The sequence below is a fragment of the Streptomyces sp. NPDC006294 genome, from assembly GCF_042870895.1.
Classification (GTDB): domain Bacteria; phylum Actinomycetota; class Actinomycetes; order Streptomycetales; family Streptomycetaceae; genus Streptomyces.
On the sequence record NZ_JBIAHV010000001.1, the window covers coordinates 96,795 to 111,975 of the forward strand.

Consider the following 15,181-nt stretch of genomic DNA (forward strand, 5'->3'; position numbering starts at 1 on the left):
TCTTTCCGTGTAGGGAAGGGGAACGAGGAAGTACGTCACTCCACGGAGTAGCCGGCCATCACGTCCGTCTGTACAGCGACGAACATGCCGTTGTCCCCGCGGACGTAGCGGGCGTCCTGCGGCATCGTCACGCTGTCGCGCGTGCGGCGCGTACGAAGGTCGATCACCTCGAGCCCGGACCTGCCGATGATGTAGAGATCCTGTTCGCCTACGAAGGCGACGCCGTAGCGGTCCGATACGGGAGACGACTCCCAGACGAGACCCCCCTTGGCAGCGTCGATCGCTGTGACGATCCCGCCGAAGCGCATGGTGTACAGCACGTCCCCGCCCAGGACCGGATGTGGAAGGTCCTGGGGGACGTCCTCGCCGTACTCCCACACCGTTCTTCCGTCTGTCAGACGTACGGCGATGACCTGATGGCGTTCGGTGCTCAGACCGAAGGTATTGGCGCCCAGGTACACATGTCTCTCATCCATCACGATGCCGGCGACAAGAGGGGCATCGGGCTTGACCGCCCAGCGGAAAGCGCCGGTCGTGACGTCGTAGCACTCGAGGCGCGCCTCGCTCTCAGAGTCGCCGACCGTCATCAGGAAGCTCCCCGCGAGGGAGCGTGCGGCGTAGAAGGACTTCAGAACCGGATTCTCCAGAGGGCCCAGCTCGCTGCGCCAGAGCTCCTCGCCGGAAGTGACGTCGGCGGCGACCAGATACCAGGTGGCGTGGGCATCGGTCTCCCCCTGGCCGGCGACAAGGAAGGCGGTGCCGTCCGAGACGCAGAGCAGTTTCCCGTTCTGGAGGGCGCTGTTGAAGTCGTCGAGTACCAGTACGAGTTCGAGGGAGCCGTCCGCCAGGTCCACCGTACAGAGGGTCAGTTCATTCGGGTCCGGCGTGATCGCGAAGACGCGCCGGCCATCGGTTGTCACCGCACTGGCCGACACCATTTCCTTGCGGACCCACCTCTCCTCTCCCGTCGCTACGTCGACACCGATCAGCCCATCGACTGTCGTGATCGCCAGGCAGTCACCCGCCAGCAACGGAGCAGTGTCGACCTCCTGTGAGTTCCTGGAGATGCCCCTGGTCCAGACAGCGCCGGGCAGTTCGGGAACCTCAGAGGCGGGAGACGGCGCAGCGGTGTCCTTGGTGGTGTTCGTACCGCGGCTGTCGAGCCAGGTCCAGATACCGGCGCCGAGAGCGACTGCCCCTGCGGCAGCTCCTCCGCCGCGCTTGAGCAGGGTGCGACGGGAGACCGTTGCGCGTGCGGTGACTGTTTCCACGATGACCGAGGAATGTGCCGGTGCGGGCAGCCGGTGGGGTGGGTGTTGCCAGACGTCGGTGGCGCGTCGGGCGATGTCGGTGAGGAGTGGGTGGGGGAGGTGGTCGGCGAAGTGGCCTTGCCCGTTGTGGAGTTGGGTGGCGAGGGTTTGGGTGGTGGGGCGTTGGCCGGGGTTTTTGTCGAGGCAGCGGGCCAGGATGTGCGCGAGGGCCGGCGGGAGACGGGTGAGGTCGGGTTCGGTGTAGCGGATGCGGTAGAGGAGGTCGGCTGCCTGGCCGGTGCCGAAGGGTGGGTGGCCGGTGGCGGCGTAGGTGAGGACGCCGGCGAGGGCGAAGGTGTCGCCGGCGGGGGTGTGGTTTTTTCCGGTGGCTTGTTCGGGGGACATGTAGGCGGGGGTGCCTGCGGCGGTGCCGGTGCGGGTGAGGCGGTCGTCACCGGCGGCGCGGGCGATGCCGAAGTCGATGATCTTGGGCCCGTAGGCGGTGATCATGATGTTGGAGGGTTTGAGGTCGCGGTGGACGACGTCGGAGGTGTGGAGTTGGGTCAGGGCTCCGGCGAGGGCGGCGCCGATGGCGCGGACGGAGGTTTCGGGGAGGGGGCCGCAGAGGTCGACGGCGTCGTCGAGGGGTGGGCCGAGGACGTATTCGGTGGCGAGCCAGGGGATTTCCGCGGTGGGGTCGGCGTCGACGACGGCTGCGCCGTGGTGGTCGCCGATGATGCGGGCGGCGTCGGTTTCGAGGTGGAAGCGGGTGCGGGCGGCCGGGTCGGTGGCGATGGCGGCGTGCATGGTTTTCAGCGCGAGGACGCGTCCGCCGGTGGTACGGGCGAGGTAGACGGTGCCCATGCCCCCGTGACCGAGCCGGGCGAGCAGGCGGTGGCCGGCGATCTCGACCGGATCGTCGTGCGTCAGAGGGGAGAGCATCGCCGTCAGACTCCGAACATGCGGCGGACGGCATCCTGCGAGTTTCGGCCGGTGCGGGCCGGTACACGGTTCGGCCGGTGCATGGGTGCACGTTCCATCTGTGAATCCCCCCGAGGCATGGCTACGCCGAAGAAGCGTACCGGCGCATCCCGCAGCATCCTGCTCGAGGGCATGCCGTTACCCGGCACAGGTCAGGCACCGCTTGGATGTAGAGATGATGGGCGGACCATTTGGTCCACCCGGATTCCGTCGTAGGGTGGTTCGGTCCGACTGCCCATTGGCACGCCATCTTTCGTTTGCACACGTTCCGGGGGATTCATGTCGTTCGATACCGAGTGGTCGTCGGTCCGCACCGAGTCGACCTCGAATGTCAGCACGCGTCTGAACCAGTCGCCCACACAGGGCGGTGGTGGGAGCAGTGCCGCCGACCTGGGCGTCAACCAGGACAAGCTGGGCGCCATCGGCAGTGCCGCGTATGCCTTGCACGGTCGGCTGAACACGACCGGGAAGCATGCGAACGCGAGCACGTCGGAAGCGGCGACGATGATGACAGCCAACGGCTTTCGCACCGGCGCCGCGATGTCCACGGTGCACGAGACGTGGGGCTCTCAACTGAAGACGCTTCTCGATGCCTGCGCGAACATTTCGAATCATCTTGATTACAGTGCTGCTTCTCACGCGAAGGACGAGAAGGACATTGCGGCGTCTCTGAGTACGTCGAAGATCAACGATTACCTGAAGTAGGGCTGATTGCCATGCTGACGTTCGACAACGTGTATCACGCTCCGCTCGACAAGCTGAAGGCATCGGTGGACGACTGGTCGCAGATGACGACCGATCTGGAGACGCTGGCCACCGACGCCCGGTCGACCATGGCGGCGAAGGCGAAAGACGACTACTGGCGTGGTGTGAACGCGGAAGTGACAAAGCCTTTCGTGGACAAGACCGCCAAGGAGTTCGACGACGCGGCGAAGGCTGCGAAGGGGATCAAACAAATCCTGTCGGACGGGTACGAGGCGTTCAAGAAGGCGAAGGACGACCTGAAGAAGCTGATGGACACGGAGGCGCCGGCGCAGCACCTGGTGATCACCGCGCAGGGCAAGGTTGAGGCCTCGTATCCACTGGAGAAAGACCAGGGCGCCAGGCACGACCCCGACTACCCGGAGGCGCTGCGGGTACAGCGGGCGAAGATCGAGGCCATGCAGAAGCGTGTCGACGCGATCATCGAGACGTGCGACGACGCTGACATCGCCGTGTCCAACGCGCTCAAGGCGAACATCACTGCCGACAAGCACAACTTCAGCGCTCCGAAGTACAGCAGCATCGACGCTGAAGAGGCCCAGCGGGCGATCGACCTCGCCAAGAAGGGGCGAGAGCTCTCGCACAAGGAGCTTGAGCAGCTCAACGAGCTCCTCAAGGACAACCACGAATCCAAGGTCTTCGCCCGGACCTTCTACGACGGTCTCGGACCGAAGGGCTCACTTGAGTTCTTCGGTCAGTTGTCGACCGACACGTACGACATGTCGAAGCAGGACAAGGAGCGTCTGAAGGACGTACAAGAGCTCCAGAAGAACCTTGGGCTCAACCTTGCCACGGCGACGGACCCCACCGGCAAGGACGACAAGTGGACCCAGCGGTGGGGCGACGAGATGCGCAAGCTGGGAACTGAGCGCATCCCGCTGGCCAAGCACGACTACAACGGTCCGTACGGGTACCAGCTGCTCGGCGGCATCATGCGGTACGGCAACTACGACGCGAAGTTCCTCAACCCGATCGCCGAACACGTGGTCCAGCTGCATGCCAAGGACCCGTACATGTTCGCCGACACGAAGAATATGCTCAGCTACGACAAGCACCCCTTCAATCCTTCAGGGAAGAACGGGGCCGGCTACGACCCTGTCATCAGCATGCTGGAGGCGCTCGGACACAGCCCGGAGGCCTCAAAGGAGTTCTTCTCCTCCGAGCCCAAGACGTACAACGAGGACGGTACCTACAAGGGCGGTGCTCCGAAGGACGCGGACGGCAAGGAGATAAACAGCTACCTGGACTACTTCGGGAACAAGGACTACAAGTCATTCCCCGACATCGTGGGACATGACCCCGATGACGCGAAGGAGTCCATGAACTACATGCCCGACGCCTTCGGGCATGCCTTGGAGTCCGCGACGCTCGGTCACGCCTACGACGACCCGAGTCCGAAGTTGGTCCGGGACGAGACGACCGCTGCGATCATGAAGGAAGTCGTCACCAAGTACGGCGGTGACGCCGGGCTGCTGAAGGACCAGGAAGCGATGGCCGACAGCCTGGGCCGGATGGGCGCCGGATACATCGACGACATCAACTGGGCGCTCAATGAGAACAAGTCGGACAGCATGTACGCCCCGAAGCCGGGCGAGGAGGACAAGCATGCAATCTTCGGGCGGAGCGACGCCCGGAGCTTCCTCAGCACAATGGGACAGCACCCCGACTCGTACGCTTCGATCGCGACGGCCGAACGTATTTACACCAACGGGATGCTGGACACCCAGGCGGTAGGTCCCGACGGCAAGGTCGATTCGGGCGCAGCCAGGTCCGCGATCTACACCGGAGCGGAAGTGCAGGGCATGCTCGACCAGTCCCGTGCGGACCAAGTCACCGCAGAGAACATGAAGAAGGACGAGGAATACAACAAGGCCCTTGAGCAGAAGTCCGGGTGGATCCAGTTCGGCACCGGAGCTGCCATCGCGGCAGGTGTCGCCTTCCTGCCGGCGACGGCAGCCGCCGCCGGCGCGGCTGCGATTCTCGTCCCGCTTGCCATTGACCAAGGCAGTGCAGCCGCTGAGGAGCTAGCCGGGCAGTTCATCGGCGACTGGTCACAGGCTGCACAGGAAGAACACAAGGACGAGATCGAGGATCAGATCCGAGAGCAGCGGACCAATATCTACACTGCCGGTGAGGACAACTCCCAGGCCGCTCTCGACGACTTCATGAGTCGGCACCGGATCAAGCCTGACAGTGACTTCGGAATGGACCTGAAGCAGGCTGCCGACCTCGGTTACATCAAGGGCAACTCGAAGGAAGACCAGCAGGGTCAGGACCCTGAGACCGGTGGCTAGGGGATCGCGTGAAGAACCGTAGAAGCGTGCTGGGTGCATTGACCGTCGTTGCGGTCCTCTGCGCCTGCGCGGCAGGATGCGGCAACGGGAGCGGGGAGGAAGGGCCGGCCGACGAGAACACGTCGGCCGCCGCCGAGATCTGCGGTGGAGCTCTTTCTTCTGAGGCCCAGCAGGCGCTGACACGCCTGACAGGGAGTTCCGAGCTTCGCTCTACGGATGAGGACGACGTTCGGAGTGTCACCGAGACGCTCGTCGCAGAGTGGAAGCCGCTGAGTGCGCCGCCCGGGGACGACGTCGAAGCGGATCTTTGCGCAGTCTCCTCGAACGAGAGCTGGGGCAACGGTCCCGCCGACGTACGCATCAAGTTCGGCTTCTCCGACGCCGAGACGGCGAAGGGAGGACACGAGATCTCGAAGGCCCTCACGCCGTACGAGATGGGCGAACACGCATCTGTGGGCACGCAGTACGGGTTCCTGTGGTTCTCCTGCACGAGCGAACAGCTCGCCGGATCGAAGGAGAACCCGGCGTACATTCAGACCGAGATCCGCAACGCGCTGGAGCCCGACGGCGACGCCGGGCAGCTGCGTGACGCCAACGCCACGGTGCTTCACTCCGCGGCGGTGGCGCTTGCCGGGCAGCTGGCGTGCGACGATCTCGGCGGTCTGGAGGACAAGCCCACACCCAAGCAGCGCGGATAGGGCCGGCCTGGACGGCGCCATCCTCTCCATCTCCATTGTGATCGGGACGGTTCGCACACCGATCATTGCACCGGCGCAGACCGCCGGACTCGACGTCGTTCGGCGCGCGCGGCGGACAACAAGCCTAGGCGGACCAGTTGCATCGCACGGCCGTCAGAAGGGGTCGTGGCCTTTCGAAAGTTATGCTCATCGATTCCTTGCGGAGTGAAGCGGGATCCCCGCGCACCGGTGCTCACAACTGCTGCGGCTGCACCCTTCGCGGCGAGCTCGGAGTCTGCATAGTCAGCGGCCGACTCACGGCGAACTTCCTGTGCCGTGTCCTGCTCCGCCCTCTTGACCGCGGACTCCGGGATGCCTCCTAGACCCACATGATCACGTCACCCCACGGGAAGCATCATCCGAACACAGGCAGTGCCGTGAGCTGCTCCCCGGCCACCACGAAGAGGCGGGTTCCGGCCCCGTTCACCCCGTAGCTGCCGGCGTTCGCCGGAAGGACACCGGGCGGCGCCGGGAGATGTTCCGCGATGCGCCCGCGCCCGAGGGCACGGTGGTCATCCGGTGGACCGTGCGCTCCCGCTGTGTGATGTCGGCGGCCAGCGGACCGTGCCGCCAGATGCGGTCAGCGCCGCGTGTTTCGGTGAGGACGGCCGACATCTGTGCGGGTGTCGGCCGTTGAGCGGGGTCCTTGGCGAGGCACGGAGCGACCAACGACGCGAGCTGCTGCGGCACATGCTCCAGTCGGGGCGCGTCGTGCACGACCTCGTACTGCACCGCCGGGACGTGCGTGCCGGAGAACGCCTGCTCGCCGGTGCTCGCGTAGACGAGCACGGCGCCGAGGGAGAACACATCCGCGGGCGGTCCGACCCGCTGCCCCAGGACCTGCTCGGGGGCACCGTAGCCGGGGTGACCGGCGCCTGGCCCGTCGTCGTCAGCGTCAGGCCGTGTTCGGGGCGGGCGATGCCGAAGTCGATGATCCGCGGCCGGAGCAGGCGGTGGCCGGCGATCTCGACCGGATCGTCGTGTGTCAGAGGGAGAGCATCGCCGTCAGACTCCAGACGTCTCGGGGGCGCGGACCTCGGCAGCCAGGACTTCCGACGACTGGCGGGCGATGGCCGCCACCACCCGGCCCGGCAGCCAGCCGGGTCCCAGGAGGGAGCCGGCCGAGTCCAGGGCCGTCGACGTCGGCGCGGTGGAGGGCGGGGGCAGGGCGTGCAGCAGTTCGGCGGCCGTCGGTCTGGCCGCCGGGTCGCGGGCCAGGCAGCGGGAGATCAAGGGCCCCAGCGACTCCGGGAGTTCGGCGCTGTCCGGGACCGTGTGGCCGGTGGCGGCGTACGCGAGGACGGCGCCGAGGCCGTGGATGTCGCCCGGCGGGCGGGGGCGGCCGCCCGCCGCGGCCTCGGGGGCGAGGCTGCCCGGTTCGAGCCCGGCGAGACCGGTGCGGGCCACGCCGTCCGGCGCTGCCGCGCGTGCCGCGCCGAAGCAGGTCAGGCGTGGTCCGTTCCAGGCCAGCAGTACGGCGGCGGGGGAGAGGCCCGCGTGCGTGACGCCGGCGGCGTGTGCGCCCGCGAGGCTCTCGGCGAGGGCGGCGCCCACGGCCCGTACGGTGCGCTCGGGCAGCGGGCCGCCGTGCACGGCCAGGGCGACCGGCAGGGGCAGTACGGGCAGGTAGGGCGTGGCGTACCACGGGGACTGCGGCGTCGGCGACAGTTCGGCGACGGGCAGCGTCCACGGGCCGGCGAGCCCGCGGGCGGCGTCCGCCTCGACGAGGAAGCGCCCCGGGTCGGCTCCGTCGAGGGGTGCGCTGACGAGGACCGTGCGTTCACCGTCCGCGCTGCGGGCGATGAAACGGCGTTCCGGGACTGGTGGGAAGCCGTCGCCGGCCGGGTCGAGCCGGGTGATGAGCTGGTACGGGCCGATCCGGCGCGGTCCGCCCGGACGTGGGCGCTGCGTCTGCGCTCGTTCCATCCGCGAAATCCCCCTAGGCATGACAACGCCACAGGAGCCTACCGGCGCACCCGTCGCGCCCCGGTGCCGCCGTCGGATCCGGCGCGGGCGGGGGCGCGGGCGGGGGCGGTGGGGCTGACCTCGCGACATCGCGGCGACGGCCGCCCCTCGCCGTGAGGGGCGGCCGTCGCCGCGATGTCGGACCGTGGAGGCCGTGACCGGATTCGAACCGGCGTCACTCGGTTTGCAGTCGAGTCCCTGAGCCACTCGGGTACACGGCCGTGTGTGTTCCAACTCCTCGACCGTAGGCCGGCGGTGAGGCGCGGCTCAAGGGACCGGTCGGGGCCGCAACACGACTGCCACACGCCGTTCATGGTCGTACGACCAAGGGCCCTGCCCGGCCCCGCCCCACGACAGGGGCCATCCAGCACCTAGCCCCTTACTCTTGGGGCCATGACCGCCCTCGAACCGCGCGACGCCGACGTCACGCCGCACGCCGCGGACCTCCCGCACCCGACGGACCCCCCGGCGACACCCGAAGCCACCCCCGCCGCCCGGCAGGACGGGGTCCTCGGGCGGGACCTGCGGGCGCTCAGCATCGGCATCGTCTCCGTCGTCCTCCTCATCGCGTTCGAGGCCACCGCCGTCGGTACCGCCATGCCGGTGGCCGCCCGGGAACTGCACGGCATCCCGCTGTACGCCTTCGCCTTCTCCGCGTACTTCACCACCAGCCTCTTCGGCATGGTTCTCTCCGGTCAGTGGGCCGACCGCAGCGGACCGCTGGGCGCGCTCGCGGGCGGCATGAGCGCGTTCGCCGCCGGGCTGCTGCTGGCGGGGACCGCGGGCGCCATGTGGGTGTTCGTGCTCGGGCGGGCCGTCCAGGGCCTCGGCGGCGGGCTGGTCATCGTCGCGCTGTACGTCGTCGTCAGCCGCGCCTACCCGCAGCGGCTGCAGCCGTCCATCATGGCGGCGTTCGCGGCGAGTTGGGTGATTCCCTCCGTCGTCGGACCGCTCGCCGCCGGCACCGTCACCGAACAGCTCGGCTGGCGCTGGGTGTTCCTCGGCATACCCGCGCTCGTCGTGCTGCCGCTCGCGCTCGCGCTGCCCGCGATCCGCCGTACGGCCTCCGGGCCCGCCGACCCGGCCGCGTCCGCGGCGGCCTTCGACCGGCGCCGGATCCGTCTCGCCCTCGCCATCTCGCTCGGCGCCGGTCTGCTGCAGTACGCCGGTCAGGACCTGCGCTGGCTCTCCCTGCTGCCCGCGGCCGCCGGCGCGGCGCTGCTCGTGCCGTCCGCGCTCGGTCTGCTGCCGCGCGGGACGTACCGGGCGGCGCGCGGACTGCCGTCCGTCGTCCTGCTGCGCGGCATCGCCGCCGGGTCCTTCATCGCGGCCGAGTCCTTCGTACCGCTGATGCTCGTCACCCAGCGCGGGCTCTCCCCGACCATGGCCGGACTCTCGCTCGCGGTCGGCGGCGCGACCTGGGCGCTGGGCTCGTACGTCCAGTCCCGGCCGCGGACCGAGCCGTACCGGGAGCGGCTGGTCGTCCTCGGCATGCTGCTGGTCGCGGCGTCGATCGCGACCGCGCCGAGCGTGCTGATCGCGGCGGTGCCGGTCTGGACCGTCGCCGTCGCGTGGGCGTTCGGCTGCTTCGGCATGGGGCTGGTCATCGGCTCGACGAGCGTGCTCCTGCTGAAGCTCTCCGCGCCCAAGGAGGCGGGCGCGAACTCGGCCGCGCTGCAGATCTCGGACGCGCTGTCGAATGTGCTGCTGCTCGCGGCGGGCGGCGCCGCGTTCGCCGCGCTGGGCGGCGGCGCGGTGGGCGCCGGCCACGCCGTGGCAGGCGGGGCGTCGGGCGGAGCGGCCGCGCACCCCGTCGCGTTCGCGGCGGTGTTCCTGCCGATGGCCGGGGTGGCGCTGGTGGGGGCGTGGGTGGCGACGCGGCTGCGGGTGACAAGCCGGTAGTACCTGATGGTACCGCTTGGTACCATCAGGTCATGGCCGGATTGAATCTGAGGTTCACCGAGGAAGAGCTGAACGCCCTGCGCGAGCGTGCCGAGGCGGAAGGCCGAAGCATGCAGTCCTTTGCGCACGACGCCGTGATCACTGCCATAAACGAGCACTCACGTCTCTTCAACGAAGCGGCGGACCACGTTCTGAAGGCGAGTGAGGAGCTCAACCGGAGGCTCGCCTGATGAACTACCTCACGCTTCCCGAGCTGCTCAAGCTGGCTGAGCGTCTCGGGGCTGACGAGGTGCGCGACTACGGGCTGCTGGACTCGGTCCTTGCCCGACCGCAGTCGAGCGTGTTCGGCCAGGATGCCTATCCGGACATCTGGCAGAAAGCTGCGGCGCTCATGGAGTCGCTGGCCCGCAATCACGCACTGGTCGACGGCAACGAACGCATCGCCTGGTATGCGACATGGGTCTTCCTGCACATGAACGGGCACCCACTGAGTCCGGGGTTCGACGTGGACGAGGCCGAGCAGTTCGTGCTGAACGTGCGCCAGGGGTTGCTCGACGTGCCGAAGATCGCCGAGCAGTTGCCGCGGTTCGCGCAATGACCCGGATGTGAGGCGCCTCCCACTCCGTGCGGCGAGGGGCATCCCGCCCCGGCCGCAACCGGACCCCCGGTAGGGTGGCCCGGTTGTCGTACGTAACGACCCGCGCCCACGTCAGCCGAGAGCCCGCCCGTCGCCCACCGCCGCCCTGCCTGACGGGCTGCGCCCGGCCCAATTGTTCCAAACCGGAGACCGTGACTACTACCGCCTCCCACCATCTCTCACCCGCCTTCCCCGGCCGCGCCCCCTGGGGCACCGCCAACAAGCTGCGCGCCTGGCAGCAGGGCGCGATGGAGAAGTACGTCCAGGAGCAGCCGCGTGACTTCCTCGCCGTCGCCACGCCCGGCGCCGGCAAGACGACCTTCGCGCTGACCCTGGCCTCCTGGCTGCTGCACCACCACGTCGTGCAGCAGGTGACCGTCGTCGCGCCGACCGAGCACCTGAAGAAGCAGTGGGCGGCCGCGGCGGCGCGGATAGGGATCAAGCTGGACCCCGAGTACAGCGCGGGACCGCTGAGCAAGGAGTACCACGGGGTCGCGGTCACCTACGCCGGCGTCGGCGTACGCCCCATGCTCCACCGCAACCGCTGCGAGCAGCGCAAGACGCTCGTCATTCTCGACGAGATCCACCACGCCGGTGACTCCAAGTCGTGGGGCGAGGCGTGCCTCGAGGCGTTCGAGCCGGCGACCCGCCGGCTCGCCCTCACCGGCACCCCGTTCCGTTCGGACACCAACCCGATCCCCTTCGTCACGTACGAGGAGGGCAACGACGGCATCCGCCGCTCCGCCGCCGACTACACGTACGGCTATGGGAACGCCCTCGGCGACGGCGTCGTCCGGCCCGTGATCTTCCTGTCCTACAGCGGCAACATGCGCTGGCGCACCAAGGCCGGCGACGAGATCGCCGCGCGGCTCGGTGAGCCGATGACCAAGGATGCGATCTCCCAGGCCTGGCGCACCGCGCTCGACCCCCGCGGCGACTGGATGCCGAACGTGCTGCGCGCCGCCGACCAGCGGCTCACCGAGGTACGCAAGGGCATCCCCGACGCGGGCGGCCTCGTCATCGCCTCCGACCAGGACTCGGCCCGCGCCTACGCCAAACTGATCCGCGAGATCACCGGCACGAAGGCGACCGTCGTCCTCTCCGACGAGACGGCCTCGTCCAAGCGCATCGAGGAGTTCAGCGAGGACGGTTCCCGCTGGATGGTCGCGGTCCGCATGGTGTCCGAAGGCGTCGACGTGCCGCGCCTCGCGGTGGGCGTGTACGCGACGACGATCTCGACCCCGTTGTTCTTCGCGCAGGCGGTGGGCCGTTTCGTACGGTCCCGCCGGCGCGGCGAGACCGCGTCCGTCTTCCTGCCGACCATCCCGAACCTCCTCGGTTTCGCCTCCGAGATGGAGGTCGAGCGCGACCACGTCCTCGACAAGCCGAAGAAGGACGGCGAGGAGGACCCGTACGCCGAGTCCGAGAAGGAGATGGCGGAGGCCGAGAAGCAGCAGGACGAGGACACCGGGGAGCAGGACATGCTGCCCTTCGAGGCCCTCGAGTCCGACGCCGTCTTCGACCGGGTCCTCTACGACGGCGCCGAGTTCGGCATGCAGGCGCACCCCGGCAGCGACGAGGAGCAGGACTACCTCGGCATCCCCGGGCTGCTCGAACCGGACCAGGTCCAACTGCTGCTCCAGAAGCGGCAGGCACGCCAGATCGCGCACAGCCGCAAGAAACCCGACGAGGAGGCCGACCTCCTGGAACTGCCGGCCGAGCGGCGGCCCGTCGTCTCCCACAAGGAGCTGCTGGAACTGCGCAAGCAGCTCAACACCATGGTCGGCGCGTACGTCCACCAGAGCGGCAAACCGCACGGCGTCATCCACACCGAGCTGCGCAGGGTGTGCGGCGGGCCGCCGAGCGCCGAGGCGACGGCCGGTCAGATCCGGGAGCGGATCAAAAAGGTCCAGGAGTGGGCCACGCGCATGCGCTGACCGGCCGCCGCGCACCGCCGGGACGTCACGAACAGGGATCAACAACCCATCGCCGACGGCCCGGCGCCCGGATTCTGGACGAGGGCTTCCGCTGAGCGGTGCCGGTCGCTACTGTCCCCGCAATACAAACGCCCCGTGGCAGCGTCGCCGCGGAGCGCAGTCGGTGTGCCATGGCCTGCCGGCGGCCTCTGGGTGCGTCGCCGATGGGACCGGTGCCGCGGCAACCCCTCGCGAGGACCGCCGTCACTCACTCCGAAGGAGAGGGCGTCGTGACCGCGGAGACCTCCCAGACGCTCGACAGGGGACTACGTGTCCTCAAGCTGCTCGCCGATACCGACCACGGGCTGACCGTCACCGAGTTGTCCAACAAACTCGGCGTCAACCGGACCGTCGTCTACCGCCTGCTCGCCACCCTCGAGCAGCACGCTCTCATCCGCCGCGACCTCGGCGGCCGCGCCAGGGTCGGCCTCGGCGTGCTGCGCCTCGGCCGCCAGGTCCACCCGCTGGTGCGGGAGGCGGCGATGCCGGCGCTGCGCTCCCTCGCCGAGGACATAGGGGCCACCGCGCACCTCACCCTGGTCGACGGGGCGGAGGCCCTCGCGGTCGCCGTCGTCGAACCGACCTGGACCGACTACCACGTCGCGTACCGGGCCGGCTTCCGTCACCCGCTGGACCGGGGCGCGGCCGGCAAGGCGATACTCGCCGCCCGCCAGACCAAGTCCACGGAGCCCGGATACACCCTCACCCACGGCGAACTCGAAGCGGGCGCGAGCGGGGCGGCGGCGGCGCTCGTGGGGGTGACGGGGATAGAGGGCAGCGTCGGCGTCGTGATGCTCGCGGACTCCGTCCCGGAACGGGTCGGCCCGCGCGTGGTCGACGCGGCCCGCGAGGTGGCGGACGCCCTCCGCTGACGTCTCCGGGCACGGCCCGGTGGACCCGGGTTACGTGATCCGGGCGCGGCCCGGCCCCGAGTACGTCCTTGGGCTGGGCATGGTGGGTCCGGGTTACGTGTCCGGGCGGGGGCCCGGTCCGTGTCGTTCGGTGTCCGGGTGCCGCTTTGGGCGCAGGTACGGGAAGGTAGTCCGGGGTACCCCTCCGGAGGCCCCGGCACCCGCACCCACCACCGGTAGCCCACCGGTAGCCCACCGGTAGCCCACCGGGGCGCAACCGCCGAGACCGCACCCATCACCGGCGCAGCGCGCCCGCCCCGGGGACGCCGCACCCGCCACCGGACAGGCCCACGGGGAGACGCCCCCGCCTGCCGGGCCGCGCCCCGACCGGGCCGGCCCGCCCCGATACATTGGCAGCGTGCTCTCCAGTCTCACGCGCCCCCGCGCCCTCGCTCTCTGTGCCCTGCCCGTCGTCGCGTTGTTCGGCGTCGCCGGGCTCGCGCCGTTGCCGTTCGTCGTCGCTCAGCCCGGGATGACCGCGGACGTGCTCGGCGAGCACCAGGGGACGCAGGTGATCACGATCCAGGGCGCGCCGACCCGGAAGACGGAGGGGGCGCTGCGGATGACGACGATCGTGGCGACCGGTCCGGGCGCCGACGTGGATCTCGGGGACGTGGCCGACGGCTGGTTCCGTACGGACCGGGCCGTGCTGCCGCGCGACGCCGTCTACCCGGCGGGCAAGTCGGAGAAGGAGGTCGAGCGGCACAACGCCGAGGACATGAGGGAGTCGCAGAACGTCGCGACCCGCGCCGCACTGGCGTACCTCGGTGAGGACCCGGCCGAGGTGAAGGTCTCGCTGCGGCTCGCCGACGTGGGCGGGCCCAGTGCCGGTCTGCTGTTCTCCCTGGGGATCATCGACAAGTTGAAGGGCGACGGCGCCGGCGGTGACCTCACCGGTGGCCGCAGTATCGCGGGTACGGGGACGATCACCGCCGACGGGAAGGTCGGCGCGGTCGGCGGGGTGTCGCTGAAGACGCAGGCGGCAGCTCGCGACGGGGCGACCGTGTTCCTGGTGCCGGAGGCCGAATGCTCCGATGCCCGGGCGGAGTTGCCCGAGGGTCTGCGGCTGATCCCGGTGTCGACGCTCAAGGGCGCGGTGGAGTCGCTGCGTTCGCTGGAGCAGGGCGGGAAGGTCCCGGGCTGCTGACCGGCGGACCGTCGTCGCGAGGCCCGCGAAGAGGCTCGCGCCCCGCGTCCATCTCGCGCCAGCGCGGGAACACGGCCGGGGCGAGCGTCGTCAGGAAGTACAGCCCGCCCAGCGTGAGCAGGGCCGTCGCCAGCCCGGTCCGTTCGACGAGGTAGCCGGCCGCCAGGCCGCCCATCGGCATGGTCATCAGCACCCCGGCCGTGACAGCACTGGCGACGCGACTGCGCAGGTGGTCCGGTATCCGCTCGTACATGACCGTGGTCAGGATCGGGTTGAGCATCCCGGCGGCCAGTCCGCTCACCGCCATGGTGACGGCCAGCGGCAGCGTGCCGTCGACGAGTGCCGCCACGACGTACCGCGGCAGCCCGACGATCAGGAACGCGACGGTGAAGAGCACCCACCGCCGGAAGCGGTGCCCGACGGCCGCGTAGAGCAGGGCGCCGAGCAGTGCACAGCCGCCGAAGACGGCGGCGAGCAGGCCCAAGTCCCGTGCGGCGCCCAGGTTCTCCCTGGCGTGTACGGGCATCAGGACCGAACTCCAACCCTGGTCGAGGCCGTTGGTGACCTTGCAACGCTTTTTGTGCAACCACTTCTTTGCAACTATCCAGAGGGTCCCGTG

General features: G+C 69.3%; 12 protein-coding genes, 1 tRNA gene and 1 pseudogene. 9 read left to right on the plus strand and 5 right to left on the minus strand.

Annotation, left to right across the window (positions count from 1 at the left end; translation table 11 throughout):
* Positions 1-35: 35 nt before the first annotated feature.
* Positions 36-2,192 (minus strand): PQQ-binding-like beta-propeller repeat protein, encoded by a 2,157-nt coding sequence (locus ACFYOP_RS00380; RefSeq protein ID WP_356898153.1) that lies wholly within the window; start codon positions 2,190-2,192, stop codon positions 36-38.
* A 318-nt stretch (positions 2,193-2,510) separates the two neighbouring features.
* On the opposite strand from ACFYOP_RS00380, the gene ACFYOP_RS00385 reads away from it, so the two are divergent.
* Genes ACFYOP_RS00385 through ACFYOP_RS00395 form a run of 3 tightly spaced genes read left to right on the plus strand, consistent with a single transcriptional unit; the run spans position 2,511 to position 5,985 of the window.
* Positions 2,511-2,936 (plus strand): hypothetical protein, encoded by a 426-nt coding sequence (locus ACFYOP_RS00385; protein WP_356898154.1) that lies wholly within the window; start codon positions 2,511-2,513, stop codon positions 2,934-2,936.
* A gap of 11 nt (positions 2,937-2,947) precedes the next feature.
* Positions 2,948-5,287: a hypothetical protein gene (locus ACFYOP_RS00390; protein WP_356898155.1), complete on the plus strand. Its 2,340-nt coding sequence runs from the start codon at positions 2,948-2,950 to the stop codon at positions 5,285-5,287.
* A gap of 8 nt (positions 5,288-5,295) precedes the next feature.
* Positions 5,296-5,985 (plus strand): hypothetical protein, encoded by a 690-nt coding sequence (locus tag ACFYOP_RS00395; protein ID WP_388450457.1) that lies wholly within the window; start codon positions 5,296-5,298, stop codon positions 5,983-5,985.
* Between the two features lie 501 nt (positions 5,986-6,486).
* Here ACFYOP_RS00395 and ACFYOP_RS00400 read toward each other — a convergent pair.
* The 3 genes and pseudogenes from ACFYOP_RS00400 to ACFYOP_RS00410 all read right to left on the minus strand — a co-directional run.
* Positions 6,487-6,965 (minus strand): annotated as a pseudogene (locus ACFYOP_RS00400) (protein kinase); the annotation flags it as partial.
* A gap of 64 nt (positions 6,966-7,029) precedes the next feature.
* Positions 7,030-7,950 carry a serine/threonine protein kinase gene (locus ACFYOP_RS00405; RefSeq protein WP_356898157.1) on the minus strand — a complete coding sequence of 307 codons (921 nt, stop codon included), beginning with the start codon at positions 7,948-7,950 and terminating at the stop codon, positions 7,030-7,032.
* A 185-nt stretch (positions 7,951-8,135) separates the two neighbouring features.
* A tRNA-Cys gene (locus tag ACFYOP_RS00410) sits at positions 8,136-8,210 on the minus strand.
* 172 nt (positions 8,211-8,382) lie between these two features.
* Between ACFYOP_RS00410 and ACFYOP_RS00415 the strand changes: the two genes are divergently transcribed.
* From ACFYOP_RS00415 to ACFYOP_RS00440, 6 genes are all read left to right on the plus strand, one after another.
* A complete protein-coding gene (locus tag ACFYOP_RS00415) occupies positions 8,383-9,891 on the plus strand; it encodes an MFS transporter (RefSeq protein WP_356889346.1) in 1,509 nt (502 codons plus the stop codon).
* A gap of 32 nt (positions 9,892-9,923) precedes the next feature.
* Entirely contained in the window at positions 9,924-10,121 is a 198-nt protein-coding gene (locus ACFYOP_RS00420) for an Arc family DNA-binding protein (RefSeq protein WP_159691605.1), read from the plus strand.
* Entirely contained in the window at positions 10,121-10,489 is a 369-nt protein-coding gene (locus tag ACFYOP_RS00425; RefSeq protein WP_356889348.1) for a Fic family protein, read from the plus strand. The genes ACFYOP_RS00420 and ACFYOP_RS00425 overlap by 1 nt, the downstream gene beginning before the upstream one ends.
* Before the next feature lie 191 nt (positions 10,490-10,680).
* A complete protein-coding gene (locus tag ACFYOP_RS00430) occupies positions 10,681-12,465 on the plus strand; it encodes a DEAD/DEAH box helicase (protein ID WP_356889350.1) in 1,785 nt (594 codons plus the stop codon).
* Between the two features lie 269 nt (positions 12,466-12,734).
* Positions 12,735-13,376 carry a helix-turn-helix domain-containing protein gene (locus ACFYOP_RS00435; RefSeq protein ID WP_356889352.1) on the plus strand — a complete coding sequence of 214 codons (642 nt, stop codon included), beginning with the start codon at positions 12,735-12,737 and terminating at the stop codon, positions 13,374-13,376.
* 397 nt (positions 13,377-13,773) lie between these two features.
* The gene (locus ACFYOP_RS00440) at positions 13,774-14,562 is read left to right on the plus strand and encodes a S16 family serine protease (RefSeq protein ID WP_356889354.1); all 789 of its coding nucleotides are present in this window, start codon (positions 13,774-13,776) and stop codon (positions 14,560-14,562) included.
* Here the strand turns inward: ACFYOP_RS00440 and ACFYOP_RS00445 are convergent.
* Positions 14,501-15,148, minus strand: a complete 648-nt coding sequence (locus ACFYOP_RS00445) for an MFS transporter (protein ID WP_356889356.1) — start codon at positions 15,146-15,148, stop codon at positions 14,501-14,503. The genes ACFYOP_RS00440 and ACFYOP_RS00445 overlap by 62 nt on opposite strands.
* Between the last annotated feature and the right edge of the window lie 33 nt (positions 15,149-15,181).